Annotated in this window: 11 protein-coding genes; 5 read left to right on the top strand and 6 right to left on the bottom strand. The window is 62.5% G+C overall.

Annotated features, from left to right (window positions below; translation table 11 throughout):
- Nucleotides 1-351 precede the first annotated feature (351 nt).
- Nucleotides 352-897, bottom strand: coding sequence for a 3'-5' exonuclease (locus C1930_RS00520; protein WP_108770825.1), 546 nt, complete (start codon nt 895-897; stop codon nt 352-354).
- A gap of 1539 nt (nt 898-2436) precedes the next feature.
- Here C1930_RS00520 and C1930_RS00515 point away from each other — a divergent pair.
- Entirely contained in the window at nt 2437-4614 is a 2178-nt protein-coding gene (locus C1930_RS00515) for a DDE-type integrase/transposase/recombinase (protein WP_159093504.1), read from the top strand.
- Nucleotides 4611-5705, top strand: coding sequence for an AAA family ATPase (locus C1930_RS00510; protein WP_108770823.1), 1095 nt, complete (start codon nt 4611-4613; stop codon nt 5703-5705). The genes C1930_RS00515 and C1930_RS00510 overlap by 4 nt, the downstream gene beginning before the upstream one ends.
- 1907 nt (nt 5706-7612) lie before the next feature.
- Here the strand turns inward: C1930_RS00510 and C1930_RS00500 are convergent.
- Complete coding sequence (locus C1930_RS00500; protein WP_108755022.1) at nt 7613-8719, bottom strand: SDR family oxidoreductase; 1107 nt, start codon at nt 8717-8719, stop codon at nt 7613-7615.
- 198 nt (nt 8720-8917) lie between these two features.
- Between C1930_RS00500 and C1930_RS00495 the strand changes: the two genes are divergently transcribed.
- Nucleotides 8918-9262, top strand: a complete 345-nt coding sequence (locus C1930_RS00495) for a hypothetical protein (RefSeq protein WP_108747990.1) — start codon at nt 8918-8920, stop codon at nt 9260-9262.
- A 35-nt stretch (nt 9263-9297) separates the two neighbouring features.
- Here C1930_RS00495 and C1930_RS00490 read toward each other — a convergent pair whose 3' ends face one another.
- From C1930_RS00490 to C1930_RS00475, 4 genes are all read right to left on the bottom strand, one after another.
- The gene (locus C1930_RS00490) at nt 9298-9891 is read right to left on the bottom strand and encodes a hypothetical protein (RefSeq protein ID WP_159093501.1); all 594 of its coding nucleotides are present in this window, start codon (nt 9889-9891) and stop codon (nt 9298-9300) included.
- Between the two features lie 188 nt (nt 9892-10079).
- Entirely contained in the window at nt 10080-10880 is an 801-nt protein-coding gene (locus C1930_RS00485) for a hypothetical protein (RefSeq protein ID WP_108755020.1), read from the bottom strand.
- Nucleotides 10881-10883: 3 nt separating this feature from the next.
- On the bottom strand, nt 10884-12302 hold the full coding sequence (locus C1930_RS00480) for an XVIPCD domain-containing protein (RefSeq protein ID WP_108770820.1): 1419 nt from the start codon (nt 12300-12302) through the stop codon (nt 10884-10886).
- A 127-nt stretch (nt 12303-12429) separates the two neighbouring features.
- Nucleotides 12430-13482 (bottom strand): DNA topoisomerase IB, encoded by a 1053-nt coding sequence (locus C1930_RS00475; protein ID WP_108772511.1) that lies wholly within the window; start codon nt 13480-13482, stop codon nt 12430-12432.
- A gap of 118 nt (nt 13483-13600) precedes the next feature.
- On the opposite strand from C1930_RS00475, the gene C1930_RS00470 reads away from it, so the two are divergent.
- Nucleotides 13601-13990, top strand: a complete 390-nt coding sequence (locus tag C1930_RS00470) for an I78 family peptidase inhibitor (RefSeq protein ID WP_108751744.1) — start codon at nt 13601-13603, stop codon at nt 13988-13990.
- A 172-nt stretch (nt 13991-14162) separates the two neighbouring features.
- A complete protein-coding gene (gene gltB, locus C1930_RS00465; RefSeq protein ID WP_108755018.1) occupies nt 14163-18617 on the top strand; it encodes a glutamate synthase large subunit in 4455 nt (1484 codons plus the stop codon).
- The last annotated feature ends 13 nt before the right edge of the window (nt 18618-18630 follow it).

The following is an 18630-nucleotide window of genomic DNA, read 5'->3' as shown; positions in this document are numbered from 1 at the left end:
GCAGATCCACGCGGCCTGGTCCTCTCAGTGGCAACAGCACCAGATGGCCGAGACCGGGCCGGCTGGACCTGGCTGGAGCTTGACCCGAACCGATGCAAGGACGAGATCCGGAAGTACAACAGCCTGGGAATGCGCCTCATCGGTCACTGGCACACCCATCCTCAAAGCGTACCCAGGATCTCAACCACAGACATCAGCAGCGTCGGTCGCTTTGCACAGGCAAATGCCCAATTCCTCGAGAATCCGCTGGCAGTCATTGTCGGCCAGTCACCTGAACCCGAGGGGATCCAAGCATGGCTGTTTCGAGAGGGGAGGCCCCTCCTTGCTCAGAGAAGGGTGATGGACACGTAGTCAAGATCGACCACCCGCCCGCACGATAAGTAGTCGACAAAGCTCAGCCTGGTACCGCGCGTCATCGAGCGCATTGTGATTCGGCCTCAGGGCGGGGCCAAGCAGGGATGACATCTGGCTCGACTTCGTCTGATCCCACCTGACGCCAACGACCCCCATGAAGTAGGCCTTGAGGTCCAACGCAGTGAAGCCAAACGGGTTTCCTCCACAGTACTTGTGGAAGTAGTAGTTGACGAACGACCAGTCGAAGGGAGCGTTAAGACCAACGAAGACTGGTCGCTGCCCATCAACGCATGTACTAGCGACCCAATCGGACAGACCTTGCATCGCGTGACTTGGCTGACTGCCACTCAGCCTCAACTGATCGAGATCCAATCCCGTGACGGCCACTGCCTCTGGGTCATGCCTTGGGCTGTCAGGCTTCAGCTCTACATAGAATGACAGCTCCGGCTGATGGACAACGACGGCCCCGATGGACAGAAGGCTGAACTCACCAGGGATGGGGCCAGATGTTTCAACGTCTACAGAGATGAAGTGTTCCGGCATTGGCGCAGCCTCCATTGCCCACGTAGTTAGTTAGATGCTGGCCCTGGCGGCCCACACCGACTTCAATTTGGCCTGCTACTGCGCATCACGATAGAGCAAGGCAAGTTACGGCGCTAAGTTAAGGCAAAGAGATCACTGATTGCAATTCGAATGGAATCGAACCTCTGCAGCAACAGTTTCATAAGTCTGTAAATTGCACCAATCATCACTAATCAATTGCATACAGAAATGATGCTCTCTGCTTAGGCAATTGGCCAAGCCAGTTGGTTTCCGCCATAGAGCTCGCCGCATTACTGGATGCGACGTACAAACAATCAACGCGCCACCAAGCGAACGATAGTGATCCCTCGCTCCCTGCACGTCGCTTCGATGCGCGCGCGTCATCTGCGCAACTCAGCGACACTAGGCTCAAGTTCGTCGCTCAAGCGCAATAACTGTGCGACTGGTGAACGATGACGCAAGGGATGTCATGCCCTTTAGCCGCAAGGCTTTACTAAAGTCTGTCGCCAGCGTGCCGGACGCGCTTCAAGTCTGAGTCTGTGCGGGGTGTTTGCCTCACGATAAAAATGGTTTAGCGTTCCGATGATGAATTCCCACGCTATCCATCAACACGTCCTTCAGTCCCGTTCGCTCGGCGAGCTCACTGAGCGGATCGCGAGTGAGCACGGCTTGTTCGTTCCGATTACGGAAGCTTGGCAAGCGATGGGTTTTCGAACCTATGGAGCTGCACGTAGGGCTGCGGCAAACGGCCGACTAGGCATTCCGGCGGTATTTCTTCCTGGGAGGAGAACACGCGTCATTCGAGCGGGCGACTTGGCCGGATGGCTGTTTGATCAGTACAAACGAACTGATGGACTGAACTAGACTGATGATCAATAAGGAGCAAGCGCACTAAGTGGCTAGCCCATAGAACGAGGCCCGTGCTTGCGGAAGCACGGGCCTCGGGAACCGCTAGGGTACGTCTGATTTCTACGCCAGACGACCCTACGATACCACCTCGTGGGGCCCCGTCAAAGCGGGGAGGCCTGTCTTTGTGCCTAAGTTATGGCCAGGTCAACAAGGCCGGTAGGTCTGCCGGATTCACTATGCACGAATGGCAATTCTCGGTTCATATCTGAGGATGAGCTAAGGCCGTGCGCAGAGGCCGAGTGGTCTGTAGGCTGCCGCCCTCGTACAGCAAGTAGCCTGACTGGCTTCTTGAGTGTGGAGGAGACGATCTCGCACCTTTGCTCCATTGGCCTAACGCAAGATGGGATCGATTACGTCATCCAGGCTCTCCATAGTCGGCCAAGTCGAAAGGTCGGCGGAGCGCATCAGAGGAGTCGGATTGGCGAAATTCTGAGCTACGTGCAGGGCGGGTTTAGGGAAGTCCCGACTGCAGCAACGATACAGTTTGAGTCGAGCTCGGAGCACGACTTTGCAATTTGCATCAGCGCAAACCCGTCCACTCTCTTCCTAATTGACCAGCCCACAACGATCTCCGTGCCTTGGACCTCGGATGCCGGTCGAGTGCAAGACTGTCTCCATACTCCAGACTACTTGGTCATCTACCGTGAGAAAGTAGTTGTATATGAAGTCAAGCCGCTTGAAGTGCTGACTTCCCTTATCAAGGACAGACCTCATCAATGGGCGTACGAGAACGGCTTGTTCACATACTTGCCGCCAAATAAGCACTTCGAAGAGATGGGCATTATTCACCAGGTGGTTCCGTCGGAGACCATCTCATGGATCTATTCAGAGAACCTGAGAATAATTTCAAGTCCGGCCATAGTCGACTCGGAGTGTGATGAACACACAATCTCGCGCATAAAGAGATTTGTGGCCAAGCACGAGCCGACGTGCCTGGCAACAGTTCTCGAAAGGCTACGACTACCTAACGGAATGGACATTCTTAGGGCCATCTCTGATGGCCAGGTCTTCGTCGATCTTGGGCGCTGCAGTTTGTGGGACCCCGAGAATCTGAGCATCTGCAGCTCGCCAGCCAATGCCCGCCTAGTAGGTACTGCCGTTCATGAGTTGGCGGCCGAGGCGAGGCATGGTGAAGATATGGCATGGGTCACTTGCAACCCCAAGCATCTACTGCTCGTCGGCCTTCGCTTTGCGCTCGTGACAGGAGCAGACACTTCCGAGTTCGGCTCTATCAATACTTTTGGAGAGCGCACACATCAGCGACTTAGAAAGGCCTACAAGGATCAAGGCTTACAGGGCCTTTTTCCGAAATGGGACAAGTGCGGCAGAAAGCGCAAGTACAGCCCCGAAGACATCGATTTCGCGATTGCACGCATCAGGATTGATCGCGGAAGCACGAACCACGACTCAGTTCAGCAGTCATTTGCCAGGTACCGCGTTGATATCTCTGAGGCCGCGAAACAAGGCAAGGTCATCGGCTCAGTCGGGATTAGCTTGTACTACGGACTCTGGAGACGCCGGCGCCACAACCTCAAAGACGCGCATGGAGTTGGTGGGAAGCGCAAGGCGAACTCAGACTCACCTTACGGCGACCCCGCCGTTCAGAAGCCACTCTGCACGCTACCTTTCCAGGTAGCTCACAGTGATCACTGCAGCCTTCCTGTGCTCTGCAAGGAGTCCGAGCGCTTTCCTCAGCTCAGTAGCCTGGTCTGCCACAAGCACCAGGAGATCCTTGCAGCCGTCGTTCGATTCGAGCCCCCCAGCACAATCACGCTCGGGCTTCTCATGCGCCAGTGCGTTCGCAAACATGGGTATCTCCCCCGATACATCTACACTGACTGTGGCTCGGACTATCGCAGCAAGCAGTTCACTATCGCCATGGCCGAGCTCGGAGTCTCCGTAATGCATCGCCCGCCGGCGAAGGCGAAGGCTGGCAGTGAGATTGAACGCTACCACTGGACGCTGCAGGAAACCGCCATCAAAGGTGGAACCGGATACGTGCCGCCGGTGAAGACTACACGGGGGGTGTCCTCATCGCATCAGCCTAAGAATCTCGAGCACCGGCGTCATCGTGATCTCCTGGTCGATATCAATATCGCGATCGACATGATCAATGACGGATCAGCCTATGAAGAGAATGGTCAAGATTTGATCCGTCTGCGAAGGCAGTCTGAGGATCTTTTTGGACCCCAAGGAGTCCCGCATGAGATGGACTTCAGGTTCCACGTTTGCACTTCACCCTTCATCAAGGACGCACATAGCGTGACAGAAGCAAGGGGCGCCATACGCTGGAATGATCGTCGTTACCTCTCTCCAGTACTGGTCGGTCAATCGATCAAAGTAACCGCGCTGCATCCTCGCCTCGATCCAGAATCCGGTGGATCGGTGATGTACTTCTTCTTGGATGGCCGTTGGCATACGGCGATTTGCCGCGAACGGCTGGCATCGGCCGGACGGAGCATTGAGTCCATCTTGAAGGAGGCTGCGCATGACTACGAGGCAAGAGGGGCAACTGCAAGCCTCCTGCCGTTGCATGAAGCAATCGAAGTGTCTAGACGAGCTAGGCGCGGCGACAACCGCCTCACCTCTTACTCTGGTCCCGACCTCAGTCGGAACCTGCGTGTGGCCGCCAGTGACTACCAGTCGCCTGAAGCATACGTAACTTCAGGCAGTAGCAACGATGAGGATTTTCTCGTGGCACCAACACCATGCCGCCAAAGCTTGGACTCCGCACTGCCTGACAGCGATGACATCGACGAATGGGACGATCTTGGTGAGATCGAGATCCATGACGGTGATGCTCCATGATCGCGTGCCCGAAAAGTAGGTTTGTCTTGGAGCTGGAGAACCTGGCGCCAGCATTCACGGCGGCACCCATCATGCACGCGAACTTCGCTACGCTTTGGCGCTATCTGAAGACCTTCACGAGCCTGAGCAACGGCGGGGACATCATCCTCATAGTGGGGCCCTCCAACAATGGCAAATCCCAATTGCTAGGCCTCCTCACGAAGCACATTCGAGAAACGCTTTACCCATTCGTTGAGCTAGGTCATGTCCCTATCATTGGAGCGAAGGCGAACCCATCCAGGGACTCTCGAATGACCCCCAAGCAGCTGATCCGATCACTTCTTGAAGATGGCGGCCACCCTCTTTTTGATCCTCAGCGGCGTGAGCAGGCGGGCTTCTATCCAAGGGAGAATAGATTCAGTGAGGACGGCCTGCTGGGAAATCTGACTGAGCTTCTGTCCCGCCGAGGCGTTCGATACGTGTTGATCGATGAGGGCCAGGCTATCACGCGCACCAAGGATCCACAGTTCGCCGCGACACTGATGGAGTCTCTAAAGACATTGGCTGGGTCTGACCGAAACCTTGTTGTGTGTGGAGGCTACGACCTACTCGAGCCCGCGCTCTCGGTTCGTTCGCACTTGGCAGTTCGGACGATCGTGCTCCACTTGGCTCCGTACGAACTGACTACAGGCTTGACCGAGTGGAAGAGAATCCTCAAGACTCTTTCGACTACCCCCAAGCTTGAAGGACTAGGACGGGTCTTTAACGATTCAGCACAGATGTTGCTGACGGAGTCGAATGGATGTGTCGGCGTTCTTGAGCGCAGACTCAAGGACTGCCTGTCTTGGTGCGCGGCTCAGAGCATTCCTTTTGACAAGACAGCTCTCTCTGAGCGTCGTCCTACCAAATTGCAGTGGGAGGTTCAGCGAAAGGACATCGCGGATGGCATCGATCAACTTCATCAAGTGGATTGGGAAGCAGGTGCAGGCGGTGAAGTTACGTTGATTGGTCTTGCCAAGAAGAAGCAGGCTGAGACGCCTCGAACTGTACCGCGCCCCAAGAAGCAGAAGCCGTTCCAACGTAACCCCGATCGATTTCCCGGCGTCCGATGAGCACGTTCTTTCTCAAGGTCCTTCCAATCGGTATTGCGACAGATGAAGTGGAATCTCTCTTGTCGTTTCTGTTCCGCTTGGCGAGCGCCAATGGCGTCACCCTCATTCAGCTCGTGGAACTGGCTAGACGAGCGAGTTTGCACTCTGCCACTGGAGAGCACTGCAGCAAGCCTCAGCGCGCATTTGATTTGCGCGCTCAGCTCAGTGCTGTCGAGGCTCTAAGTGGCAACAAAGACTTAGCGAGGCTGACATACCTTCCTCTCTCAGCTGACAACGGGGCTGCCACTGGAAGATCGCTGCGAGATACTCGGGCGTGGTGCGAGCAATGCTTTGTCGAAGATCACAGAGTCGGGCGCCAACCGTTTGACCGTTTGATATGGTCTGCGCGCTTCATGATGAGATGCCCCTTTCACAAAGTTCTGTTTCGAACAACTTGTCCGATATGTATGGATCCGCAGCCTGTTAGAGGAAAGCGTAATGTATTCAGTACTCACGGCGTTGACCGCTGCGTTCATTGCGCGTCCAGCCTTGTCGGGCCTACTCGTCTCCTCCGGCCGGAGTTCAGGCCTTTTTTTGGAGAAATTGAAGTTCAAGAGCTAGTTGGTGCGATCTCGACCGGAGATTTGACGAGCACGGGGGCGCGCTGCCTGGCAACCTTCTACCAGTCGCTGGACGGCTCCAGCCGGCTGCGAGAGGAGATGGAGTCTGATCTCTTGCCAGACGTTGCACATTCGTGTCTGCCGACAATCGCCAACGTCGTCGCCACTGCTTGCAAGTACCAGGTCTCAGCAGTGTCCCTGATCCTCACGCCTGAGCTTGCTGCAGAGCAAGTGAATAGATTTTTCTTCGATTCCCACTTCGTTCCAGGCAGGGCACGCATTAAGAGCGAAGCCCTCCTGCTTCAGTCGATCCGTACGACCCTTGAAGCGGGGATGCATAGTTCTCCTGAACATCCGATACCGACTCTTGCTCAGGTAGGTGCGCTGTTCGCCATGAGGAACTTGAACTTTGTCAGTTCCTTCCCTGTGCTCGCCGAGAAGTACTTAGAGAGAACTCGTTGGCAAGCCGCCCGAGTCTTAGACTGCGGGCTCGGCTAGTAGGATGAGTCGCGCACTACTGAGCCCTACCGCGCAGAGTGTCCTCATTAGTGCACTCCTCAGTGGTGAACGTTGCTTTGTCGTCGCAAGAAAGCTGTTCTCTTTGGGACTTCGCTATCAGAGGGCCAGGTTGGTGGCCCGTGAGATTTCTGCCTTTGGTTTTGCGGTCGTGGATTGGGGAGTCAAGGGATATCGAATTGAGCTGGACGAGCCACTTGTCGCTTGGTCTCTTGTCCAAGCTCACGCTGCAAGTCCTGTGACTAAGATTGTCCGTCGCCCTTACAGCGAGCATATTCCTGAGTACGCTCGTTTCTCCGGCCCTTCAGCTCTAGCCATCATCACAGGCATGAGTCCTCCAGCGACCCGACGACTGGCGGTCTTTCAGGAAGGTGGGCGTGAATTTCTCAGCCAGCTCAGTGCCAACGGATGTGGCGTGAGATTTGACGAGGTAGAGCTATGGAATGTTCCTCCCGCCGCGCTTGCGGTTGGCACCCGCCACGTTGATCCTCTTTCACTGTTCCTCACACTACGCGAAGTGATGGAGCCAGGTGGGCTTACCCTTGTTCAGCGGTCAATTTTGAATCTTTGGCCGCCTTCTGGCTCCCAAGCGCGTGAGACAGGGCATTAGCGTACGCGTGGAGGAGCTCAAAGCTTTCCCTTGAAATCAACCACTTACACGACCGAGGGGGACTGCAGTTCCTGCGGCGACAAACTTTTTCGAAATTCGGCGTCAATCTTTAATCAACCGCACAGTCAGATCCCTTTCGCTTGCGAAAAGGATCTGACCCCACGCCTCAACGTTGGTCTTCGCTAGCCGCGCGGCCCGCCCATCACCGGCAGGATCGCGCCGCTGATATAGCTGGCGCACGCGGGCGAAGCCAGGAACACATAGGCCGGCGACAGCTCTTCCGGCTGTGCGGGTCGGCCCATGTCGCTGTCCTTGCCGAACTCGGCCACGTCCTGCGCCTGCTTGTCGGCCGGGTTCAGCGGCGTCCATACCGGGCCCGGCGCCACGCAGTTCACCCGGATACCGCGTGGCAGCAGTTGGCTGGCCAGCGCCTTGGTGAAGGCATGGATCGCGCCCTTGGTGGCCGAATAGTCGATCAAGGCCTTGCTGCCGAAGATGCCCGTTTCCGAGCCGGTGTTGATGATGCTGGCGCCTTCGCCCAGGTGCGGCAGCACCGCGCGCGCCATCTGGATGTAACCGCCGATATTGGTCTGCAGGGTCTCCTGCAGGTGGGCGTCTTCCAGGTCTTCCAGACGCTGGCAATGCAGCTGGAACGCGGCATTGTTGACCAGGATGTCGATGCCGCCAAAGGCCTTGGCCACCTGCTTCACCGCCTTGTTGCAGAAGCGCGGATCGCGCACGTCGCCGGCGATCACCACACAGCGACCGCCCTCGCGTTCCACATGCTGGCGGGTAATGTCTGCATCCTCGGCCTCGTCCAGATGCAGCACCGCCACATCGGCGCCCTCGCGGGCGAACAGCACCGCCACCGCGCGACCGATGCCGGAATCACCACCGGTGATGATTGCGCGCATGCCCTGCAGTTTGCCGCTGCCCACGTAGTCGGGGGCGAGGAAGCGCGGCGCCAGCTCCAGCGCATGTTCGTGGCCGGGCTTGGGCAGATGCTGGGCCGGCATGGTTTCCGGCTGCTTGCGCGTGCCGGCCTGGGTGGCCGTCTTCTTCGCCGCCTTCTTGGTGACGCGCGCATCCTTGGCCTTCTCCTGGTCCTGCAGCCGCCGCTGCCGCGACGCCACGCGGGCCGCACGCGGATCGCTGGCGGCGGCCTTGCGGGTGGCGGTCTTCACCACGCGCGGGCGATCGCTGTCGGCAACCGGCTTCGTCGCGGTGCTGCCTTTGCGTACTTTGGGCGATGCCTTGCGGCGGGCGGGCAATGTCTTGGTCGTGGCCATGCAGGTCTCCTCGGGAGGGAAAGGGGCCGCCAGCCGAAGGCCGGCGCTACCGGGGGCGGCGGGCGCCGCTCGTGCAGTGTCCCTACAGGGGCTGTTGGCCGCAGTGAGCGCGTTGTATCCATCGCGTGCACGGCTTCATTCCGCCACCACGCGTGTCGTCGCACCCTGCCAGCAACGACACTCATCAGGAACGTCCCCATGAAGCACGCCATTGCCACCGCCGCCGTCTGCTTCGCCCTGGCCGCCTGCAGCAGCAGCCCGGTCGCCCAGATCCAGCCCATCGACGGCGTGATTTCCGGCCAGTGCCACACCGACATGGTGCGCGGCGCGGTCGGGCTGGCTGCCTCTGACATGACCGTCGAACGCGCCCGCGTGGACAGCGACAGCCTGAACGTGCAGGTCACCCGTGGCAGTCGCGAACACAGCGGCAACACAGCCAGTGGCAATGCCGATCCGGCGGCGGGCGCGGCAAGCGAAGGCGGTGATCGCCTGACCATCGAGACCGGCCGCACCAACAACATCACCGCCATTTATTGCGGGTAACAGCCGTCGAGCAAGCTCGACGCTACGGAGTACCTCTATGGCCTCTTCACGAAGGGGTCATGGCTGCAGGGAATGGTCGGGTAGCGGCGGCATGGCCACATCGCAATCGGGATCGTCCAGTGGAACGTGAAGCGATCCCCTTCCCATACCAGGAAGCCGCCATGCACGAAATTGCCGCGGTCAATCGTGCGGGCGTCTTCTTCAATGGGGCGATCAGGGTCAGGTTCGGCAATCCAGCGAAGCACGGGGACACTGCCCAGCTGCTCGATCAAGGCGAACATCTCGCTCACCCCTGCCTTGGCATACGTGGCCATCGCGGCGGCGTCGGGAAATGCGCTCTGTGCCAGAACCGCTGCAGTCACGTCCTGCGGCGCGGCGTCGCCCTTGGCGATGTAGGCGCGCATGCCGACCGTGGAGGCAGGACAGCCTTTGAGCTGCAGCAGGTAGCCGGTGCTGTCGCCACTGCCAGAGAATGACCGGAGCCAGTAGCGGAAAGCCGATCCACTGATGTCGGTCACCATCACGTCCTGACGACCACCCACACCGGGTACGTAGAGCACCCGCGCCTTGGCCGTGTCGTCCAGACGGCACCCGAGCCCTGTCAGCACCCGCTTGGCGTGTGCCGGCAACGGCCCTAACTCCCCCCGGAACCCGAGCTGCCGCTCGCGGTGGGCAATCCAGGCAGCCCGACCTCAAAGTTCATGGCGGACGCGCTGCAAGCCAGCAGCGATAGCAGGAACGCCGACCCGGCCGAAACGGCGTGCTGCATCGGCTGGCTGGTCCTGATCGTCTGCATGTCCGCGTCCTTGTCCGTCCGCTACCAACCTTTCAGGAAAGGATCCTCACTGCAGGAAAGGGCCTCCCATTTTTTGCAGGGCCACAGGGCTGCCGGAACGGATTTGTGAAAGGTGAAGCGATCCTTTTCCCATACCAGAAAGCCCGCGTGCACCATGTTGCCCCGGTCGAAAGTTCGGCCATCCAATGCGATGGGTCGATCCACGTCGGGCTCGGCCACCCAGCGCACTACTGGAACCTTATCCAACTTCCAGGTGAGGGCGAACAGATCGCTCACACCGGCCTCAGCGTAGGCGGCCATGGTGACGGCGTCGGGCAGCGCACTGTTCGCAAGAACCGACGCCGTCACGTCCAGCGGCGCGGCGTCGCCGCGGGCAATGTATGCCCGCATGCCGACCGTGGAGACGGGGCATCCCTTCAGCTGCACCAGATAGCCCGTGGTGCCGCCACTGCCGGAGAATGATCGGAGCCAGTAGCGGTAGCGCGTGCCGATATCGTCGGACACCATCACATCGCGGCGTCCATCCTCGCCCATTACCTCGGTCAGCAGCACCTTGGCACTACCGTCCAGAACGCAGCCCAACCCCGTCAGTAGTCGCGTGGCGTCGGGAGGCAGCGAGCCCACTCTGCCAGGAAGGTCGGGGGCGCCGCTCACATCGGGCAACCCCGGCAACCCTTCGTCGCGCACTGCAGCAACGGACGAGGATTCCCCGGCGGGCGGGATCAGGCGAGGTGCCAGAGGGCTTTCACGGCTGGAGGTACAGGCGCTGCAGATCATCAGCGAAAGCAGAACAACCGATGTAGTCAGGTAACGGTGTTGCATGGCTCAGCGTCCTCCCATGACAGGTGCTTCCTGTTGCTGTGCAGGCGTCAGGTGCGGGGGCGTCTGCTCCCGCGATTGCCGCTGGAGCTCCTGCAGACTGGCCTCCGCGTTGGTCTCTGCAATCTTGGCCGCATTCACTCCAACGCGCTGTGCAGCTGGATCGGTGAGGCTCCCCTGAACCAGGAACAGCGTCTCGCCAGCCGCGCCTCCCCGCACCGGATTGCTTGCCACCACCTGGTCTACTCGGGTCAGACCCGCAGCCTTCGCTTCAAGCAACATCACCAGGCTGTACTCGTCTGCGTGCTCTGCATAGGCACCGCCCATTGCGCGCAAGCCTTGGCTGATCTGCTGCTGTAGGGGATGGTCACGATGTGACGGCAGACGCGGATCTTCTGTTGCTGCGGGGGAAACTTCCTGACCACCGCGCTCGCGAACCTGTCCTGGTGCGACCGAGGTCAAGACGTACTGCCAGCTGTTCTGTCCAGGCGTACCGCGCACGAGCTCGATGAAGTCGTCGTACTTTCCACCACCGATTGTCTGGCAACCGGCTGAATCGGTGTTCCGCGAGCTTCCACGATGGATCTTGAAGGTCGAGTTGAGGTCCTGCATTCCGTGGGTATCGCGTGCGTCAAACCAACCGTCGCCATTGCTGTCACGCTCGACGCGACGAGCGCCCGCAATGACTGCTGCCGAGCTCGGGCGAAGGGCGAACTCGGCTGGATGATCTCGGCGCGGGTGTGTGGCCGCCCGCATCTCGGTGGTTCCCTCGGTCAACCGGCCAAGATCCCTGACACCATCGCCGTTGACGTCTTCTCCTTCGGTCTTCTTCTTCCGAATCACGTTTTCAAACCCCGGACTCGGCTGCCTGGTCGCGGCGTGGGCATCGTACTGGGCGGTAGGTTCGGTGGTAGCCTCGTTGAATTCACGGGCATACCGGCCACCCTCAGCATCCTTCCAGAGCACGACGATGCGGTCGTTGTAGTCACCTCGACCGAGCTCCGTGGTCGTGCGGTCCTCCTTACGCAAGCCAAGGATGACCCGGTCCTGGGTACCCATGGCATCATGCGCAGCCGCACTACCCCGTACTGCTACTACGCTGCCGTACACATCGTATTGCTGTGTCTGGCTCAGATCCCTCGTTTCCTCAGCATCTGGCATCCGCGGCGGCCGCGACGCCTCACGCAGTCGATCCAGCATCGGGCTGACGATGGCCCTATCCCCGGCGGCAACACCCCCAGCGGCCTGCAGCGCTCCCAGCTCCGCCGCGCCGCGAACCGAGACGTACCGGTCCAGTGACTCCTGGACAACCGCAGCCTGGCCATCACGCAGAGCCTCCAGCCGTTCGGCGGCAGCGCGTGCCTGGTTCTCCCGCAGCAACCGCACTACTTCGTCGGCTGCACTACTGATATCCATCTCGGGCATGTCCCCGTCCTTGTCATCCGTCAGGGCCCCAGCCTAGCCAGCGCCCGCAGGCGTATCCTTGAATTACTGCACAGACCGTAATCGGACAATTCCGAAATTGCCGTAGTCGACCCGAGTCGCCAGTACCTTAGCCTCCGCGCCGGGCCAGCCGCCGCGCCCGGCGCAGCACTTTCAGCGTGGCCTGTTCCCACTGCCGCGGGCCGCGCAGGCCGGCCAGCGAGGCCAGCTCACCGCGCTCCCAGCCGGCAAACACGCACGGGTCGATGTAGGCCTTGCGGCACACGGCCGGCGTGTTGCCCAGCCGGGCCGCCACCTGGCACACCACCTCGCGCTGCGCCTTGGCCAGCGCCCGCTGGCTGGCCGGTTCGGGCAGTTCGGTGGCGGCGAACGCCTGCACCGCCGCCAGCGTGCCGCCCCAGGTGCGGAAATCCTTGGCGGTGAAGTCTTCGCCCATCACCTCGCGCAGGTAGTCGTTCACCGCGCCGGAATCCACCGGCTGCAGCGCGCCGTCGTCATCGCGGTACTGGAACAGCGCCTGCCCGGGCAGCTGCTGGATGCCACGCACCAGCGTGCCCAGCCGCCGATCGCCCACCACCACCTCGTGCAACTGCCCGGATTTGCCGCGGAAGCGCATGCGCACGCGGCCACCGCGCAGCAGGTCCAGGTGGCGGTTGCGCAGCGTGGTCAGCCCGTAGGATTTATTTTCCTGCGCATAGCTTTCGTTGCCCACCCGCACCAGGGTATCGGCCAGCAGGGCCACCACCACCGCCAGCACCTTGTCGCGCGGGAAGCCGGGCTGCTTCAGGTCGCGCGCCAGGCGCCGGCGCAGGGCTGGCAGCGCTTCACCGAAGGCGATGACGCGGTCGAACTTGCCGGCGTCGCGCACGGCGGCCCAGTCGGCGTGGTAGCGGTATTGCTTGCGGCCGCGCGCATCGCGGCCGGTGGCCTGCAGGTGGCCGTTGGCATGCGCGCAGATCCACACCGCGGTGTAGGCCGGCGGAATGGCCAGCGCGCGGATGCGCTGCAGCGTGGCGGCATCGCGCAGCGCGTGGCCGTCTGCATCGCGGTAGCTGAAACCCTTGCCGGCGCGGCGCCGGCTGATGCCCGGCTGGGTGTCATCGACATAGCGCAGGCCGGCGGCGCGTGCGGCCTGGCGTTCGGGGGTGGGGGCGTTGGGCATGGCTGGCAGCATGGCCAGCGCCGTGCAGCCGACGCGTCAATAACGCAAGACAAACACGTGAGGGTGGGTTCGCGGCTATCCTCAGGGCATACCCTTCCATCCCTTTCTGGAGTCCTTGATGTCGTTCCCGATCCGCGCCCGATCCCTGTCCGCCCTGCTGCTGCCGGCCGTGCTGGCCTTGACCGCCTGCCAGGCGCCGTCGATGGACGAGCAGGATGCGGCGACCGCCCATGCCCAGCAGGCCGCCGAAGCGGCCAAGGCCCCGGCCGATGAAGCCGGCAAGGCCACCGAAGCACCGCCGGCCGGCACCTGCGATGCCAGCCAGGTGCAGAGCCTGGTCGGCCAGGCCTACACCGATGCGGTGGGCAAGCAGGCCCAGGAAGATGCCGGCGCCAGCCAGGTGCGCGTGCTCAAGCCCAACGACGTGGCCACCATGGAATTCCTGGGTGATCGCCTGAATGTGGAAGTGGACGCCAAGGACGTGGTGAGCGGCGTTCGCTGCGGCTGAAAAACCCCTGCGCTGGCAGGCACTTGCCAGCGCTTTGGTTGCACGCGCAACCGTGTGTTGCGGCGTTGCAGCAACTGTGATCTAGTCGAGGCATCCGGTGGCCTCACGATGCGCTCCAGGGAATGAGCGGGCACGAGTGTCCCCGCTCATTTCATTTCGCATCGAGGTAGAGATGGCCCCCCGCAACCGCCAAGGGCTTTACGACCCGCGCTCCGAGCGCGATGCCTGTGGATTCGGCATGGTCGCCCAGCTCGACGACCAGCCTTCGCGTCTGCTGGTCGACACCGCCATTGCCGCGCTCTCGCGCATGACCCACCGCGGCGGCGTTGCCGCTGACGGCCTGACCGGCGACGGCTGCGGCCTGCTGCTGCGCCGCCCCGATGCCTTCCTGAAACTGCTGGCCAGCGAGGCCGGCATCCCCATCGGCGCACGCTTCACTGCGGGCCTGGTGTTCCTGCCGCACGATGAAACTGCCGCCCAGGCCTGCCGCGCGCAGCTGCAGCAGCAGATCGAAGCGGTGGGCTGCAAGGTGGCCGGCTGGCGCCTGGTGCCGACCGACGACAGCGTGTGCGGCCAGCTGGCGCGCGACACCCTGCCGCGCATCGAACAGGTGTTCGTCGATGCCGGTGTCGGCCAGGACGATGCCGGCTTCGCGCTGGCCCTGTTCCTGGCCCGCCGCCGCAGCGAACAGCAGCTGCGCGAGCACGCCGATTTCTACGTCACCACGCTCACCCCGAACGCGATCAGCTACAAGGGCATGGTGCTGCCGGACAAGCTCAGCCGCTTCTACACCGATCTGCAGCGGCGCGAACTGGCGTCCAGCGCGATCGTGTTCCACCAGCGCTTCTCCACCAACACGCTGCCGCGCTGGCCGCTGGCACACCCGTTCCGCATGCTCGCCCACAACGGCGAGATCAACACCATCGAAGGCAACCGTCGCTGGGCGCAGGCGCGCAGCAAGGTGTGGAAGACCCCGCGCTTTGATATCGCCGAGTTCGATCCGGTCATTTCCATGCACGGCTCGGATTCGCAGAGCCTGGACAACATGCTGGAACTGATGGTGTCCGGTGGCATGGAGCTGATCCAGGCGCTGCGTATCCTGGTGCCGCCGGCCACCCAGTCGCTGGAATTCAAGGACCCGGACCTGGCCGCGTTCTACGAGTTCTACGGTCTGAACAGCGAGCCGTGGGACGGCCCGGCCGGCATCGTGGCCTGCGACAGCCGCTACGCGGTCTGTACCCTGGACCGCAACGGCCTGCGCCCGGCGCGCTGGATGCTGACCGCCGACCGCCACTTCCTGGTCGCTTCCGAGGCCGGTGTGTGGGAAGTGCCCACCGAACGGGTGGTACGCAAGGGCAAGCTGGGGCCGGGCGAAATGATCGCCATCGACCTCAAGCGCGGCGACCTGCTCGACTCGGAGGCCATCGACCGTATCAACCGCGGCCGCGCGCCGTACAAGCAGTGGCTGCAGCAGGGCGTGACCTACCTGCAGACCGAACTGATCGATCCGTCGCTGGTGGAAGAACCCTTCGACGAAGGCACCCTGCGCAGCTACCACAAGCTGTACCAGCTCAGCAGCGAAGAAGTGGAGCAGGTGCTGCGGCCACTGGCCGAAACCGAGCAGGAAGCCACCGGCTCGATGGGCGATGACACGCCGATGGCGGTGCTGAGCCAGCGCAGCCGTCCGCTCTACGACTACTTCCGCCAGGCCTTCGCGCAGGTCACCAACCCGCCGATCGATCCGCTGCGCGAAGACTGCGCGATGTCCCTGTCCACCCAGCTCGGCAAGGAGACCAACATCTTCCATGCCGGCCCGGAGACGGTGAACCACGTCATCCTGAATTCGCCGGTGCTGAGCCAGCGCAAGCTGCGCCAGCTGCTGAAGATGGACCAGTACGTGCAGGCCAACCGCCTGCTGGACCTGTCCTACAGCGAAGACGAGGGCCTGCGCGCCGGCATCGAACGCATCTGCAGCGAGGCCGAACAGGCCGCCCGCGAGGGCATGGTGATGCTGCTGCTGTCCGACCGTTACCCGGTGGCCGGGCGGCCGATGGTGCATGCGCTGCTGGCCACCAGTGCCATCCACCACCACCTCTCGCGCCTGGGCCTGCGCTGCGACGTCAACCTGATCGTCGAAACCGGCACCGCGCGCGACCCGCACCACATGGCCTGCCTGCTCGGCTTCGGCGCCACCGCGGTGTACCCGTACCTGGCCTACCAGACCCTGTTCGATCTGGGCCGGCGCGGCATCCTCAAGCTCAGCAAGGGCGGCGAGCAGTCGCAGATCGGCCGCCGCTACCGCAAGGGCGTCTACAAGGGCCTGTCGAAGATCATTTCGAAGATGGGCATCTGTACCGTGGCCAGTTACCGCGGCGCGCAGTTGTTCGAGATCATCGGCCTGGAACCGGAGGTGGTCGAGCTGTGCTTCCCCGATACCGCCTCGCGCATCGGCGGCGCCGGCTTCGCGCGCTTGGACGCCGACGCCCGCGAACTGTGCGCGCAGGCCTGGGATGCGCAGCAGGGCGTGGATGTAGGTGGCCTGCTGAAGTACGTACATGGCGGCGAGTACCACATGTACAACCCGGACGTGGTGACCACCCTGCAGCGCGCGGCGCGCAGCGGTGACCCGCGTGCCTGGCAGCAGTACTGCGATGCGGTGCACGCACGGCCGCCGTCGGCACTGCGCGACCTGTTGGAACTGGTACCGGCCGCTGCGCCGACGCCGCTGGACGAAGTGGCCCCGGCCAGCGAACTGTTCCCGCGCTTCGATACCGCTGCCATCAGCCTGGGTGCACTCTCGCCCGAGGCACACGAAGCGCTGGCCATCGCCATGAACCGCCTCGGCGGCCGCAGCAATTCCGGCGAAGGTGGCGAAGATCCCGCGCGCTACGGCACGCAGCGGCGCAGCAAGATCAAGCAGGTGGCCTCGGGCCGCTTCGGCGTCACCGCCGAATACCTGGTCAATGCCGAGGTGCTGCAGATCAAGGTCGCGCAGGGCGCCAAGCCCGGCGAAGGCGGCCAGTTGCCCGGGCACAAGGTTAACGAACTGATCGCGCGGCTGCGCTACGCCAAGCCGGGCATCGGCCTGATCTCGCCGCCGCCGCACCACGACATCTATTCCATCGAAGACCTGGCCCAGCTGATCTACGACCTGAAGCAGGTGAACCCCACCGCGCTGGTGTCGGTGAAGCTGGTCAGCCATGCCGGCGTGGGCACGATTGCCGCCGGCGTGGTCAAGGCCGGCGCCGACCTGATCACCATTTCCGGCCATGACGGCGGCACCGGTGCATCCCCGGTCAGCTCGATCCGCTATGCCGGCGTGCCTTGGGAACTGGGCGTGGCCGAAGCGCACCAGGCGCTGCTGGCCAACGACCTGCGCGGGCGCACCCTGCTGCAGACCGACGGTGGCCTGAAGACCGGCCTGGACGTGGTGAAGGCCGCACTGCTGGGTGCGGACAGCTTCGGCTTCGGCACCGCGCCGATGATCGTGCTGGGCTGCAAGTACCTGCGCATCTGCCACCTCAACAACTGCGCCACCGGCGTGGCCACCCAGGACGAGCGCCTGCGCGAAAACCACTTCACCGGCCAGCCCGAGCGCGTGGAGAACTTCTTCCGCCTGCTGGCCGAGGAAGTGCGTGGCTGGCTGTCCTACCTGGGCGCGCGTTCGCTGGAAGAGATCGTCGGCCGCACCGACCTGCTGCGGCAGATCGACGCGGCACCGCGCGAGGGCGTGCGTGTGGACCTGTCACGCCTGCTGGCCGACGCCCGCTACGAGGGCAGCCATTGCGCCGCCCAGCGCCTGTACGAATCGCCGGACAGCCTGGCCACGCAGATGGACGGCCTGCTGGCCCAGGCCATCGAAGAGAAGCGCGGCGGCGAACACCGCTTCCTGATCCACAACACCGACCGCAGCATCGGCACCCGCCTGGCCGGCGCGGTGGCACGCGTGCACGGCAACCAGGGCATGGCCGAATCGCCGCTGGAACTGCGCTTCCGCGGCAGTGCCGGGCAGAGCTTCGGTGCGTTCAACGTCGGCGGCCTGCACCTGGAAGTGGAAGGCGAAGCCAACGACTACGTGGGCAAGGGTATGGCCGGCGGCCGCCTGGTGGTGCGCCCGCCGCGTGGCGCGCGCTTCGAGGCGCGCAGCACCGCCATCATCGGCAACACCTGCCTGTACGGCGCCACCGGCGGCGAGCTGTTTGCCGCTGGCCGCGCCGGCGAACGCTTCGCCGTGCGCAATTCCGGCGCGCTGGCCGTTGTGGAAGGGGCCGGTGACCACTGCTGCGAATACATGACCGACGGCGTGGTGCTGGTACTGGGCAAGGTCGGCCTGAACTTCGGCGCCGGCTTCACCGGTGGCCTGGCCTACGTGCTGGACGTGGACCGCGATTTCGTCGACCGCTACAACCACGAGCTGATCGACATCCACCGCGTGTCCGCCGAGGGCTTCGAGAACTACCGCCAGCACCTGCACCGCCTGATCGGCCGCCACCGCGAGCTGACCGGCAGCATCTGGGCGCAGCAGATCATGGACGAGTTCCGCGATTACATCGGCAAGTTCTGGCTGGTCAAACCCAAGGCCGCCAGCATCGAGTCGCTGACCGAAACCCTGCGCCGCGCCGCCTGAGCGCGCGCACTGC

Source organism: Stenotrophomonas sp. SAU14A_NAIMI4_8, assembly GCF_003086695.1.
Taxonomy (GTDB): Bacteria; Pseudomonadota; Gammaproteobacteria; order Xanthomonadales; family Xanthomonadaceae; genus Stenotrophomonas.
This window is presented reverse-complemented; position numbering and strand designations above follow the sequence as displayed.

Coding starts and splice junctions, on each gene's coding strand:
- C1930_RS00495 (WP_108747990.1), top strand. CDS start 8,918: ATGAAGCACGCCATTGCCACCGCCGCCGTCTGCTTCGCCCTGGCCGCC.
- C1930_RS00520 (WP_108770825.1), bottom strand. CDS start 897: ATGCCGGAACACTTCATCTCTGTAGACGTTGAAACATCTGGCCCCATC.
- C1930_RS00500 (WP_108755022.1), bottom strand. CDS start 8,719: ATGGCCACGACCAAGACATTGCCCGCCCGCCGCAAGGCATCGCCCAAA.
- C1930_RS00470 (WP_108751744.1), top strand. CDS start 13,601: ATGTCGTTCCCGATCCGCGCCCGATCCCTGTCCGCCCTGCTGCTGCCG.
- C1930_RS00485 (WP_108755020.1), bottom strand. CDS start 10,880: ATGCAACACCGTTACCTGACTACATCGGTTGTTCTGCTTTCGCTGATG.
- C1930_RS00480 (WP_108770820.1), bottom strand. CDS start 12,302: ATGCCCGAGATGGATATCAGTAGTGCAGCCGACGAAGTAGTGCGGTTG.
- C1930_RS00475 (WP_108772511.1), bottom strand. CDS start 13,482: ATGCCCAACGCCCCCACCCCCGAACGCCAGGCCGCACGCGCCGCCGGC.
- C1930_RS00510 (WP_108770823.1), top strand. CDS start 4,611: ATGATCGCGTGCCCGAAAAGTAGGTTTGTCTTGGAGCTGGAGAACCTG.
- gltB (WP_108755018.1), top strand. CDS start 14,163: ATGGCCCCCCGCAACCGCCAAGGGCTTTACGACCCGCGCTCCGAGCGC.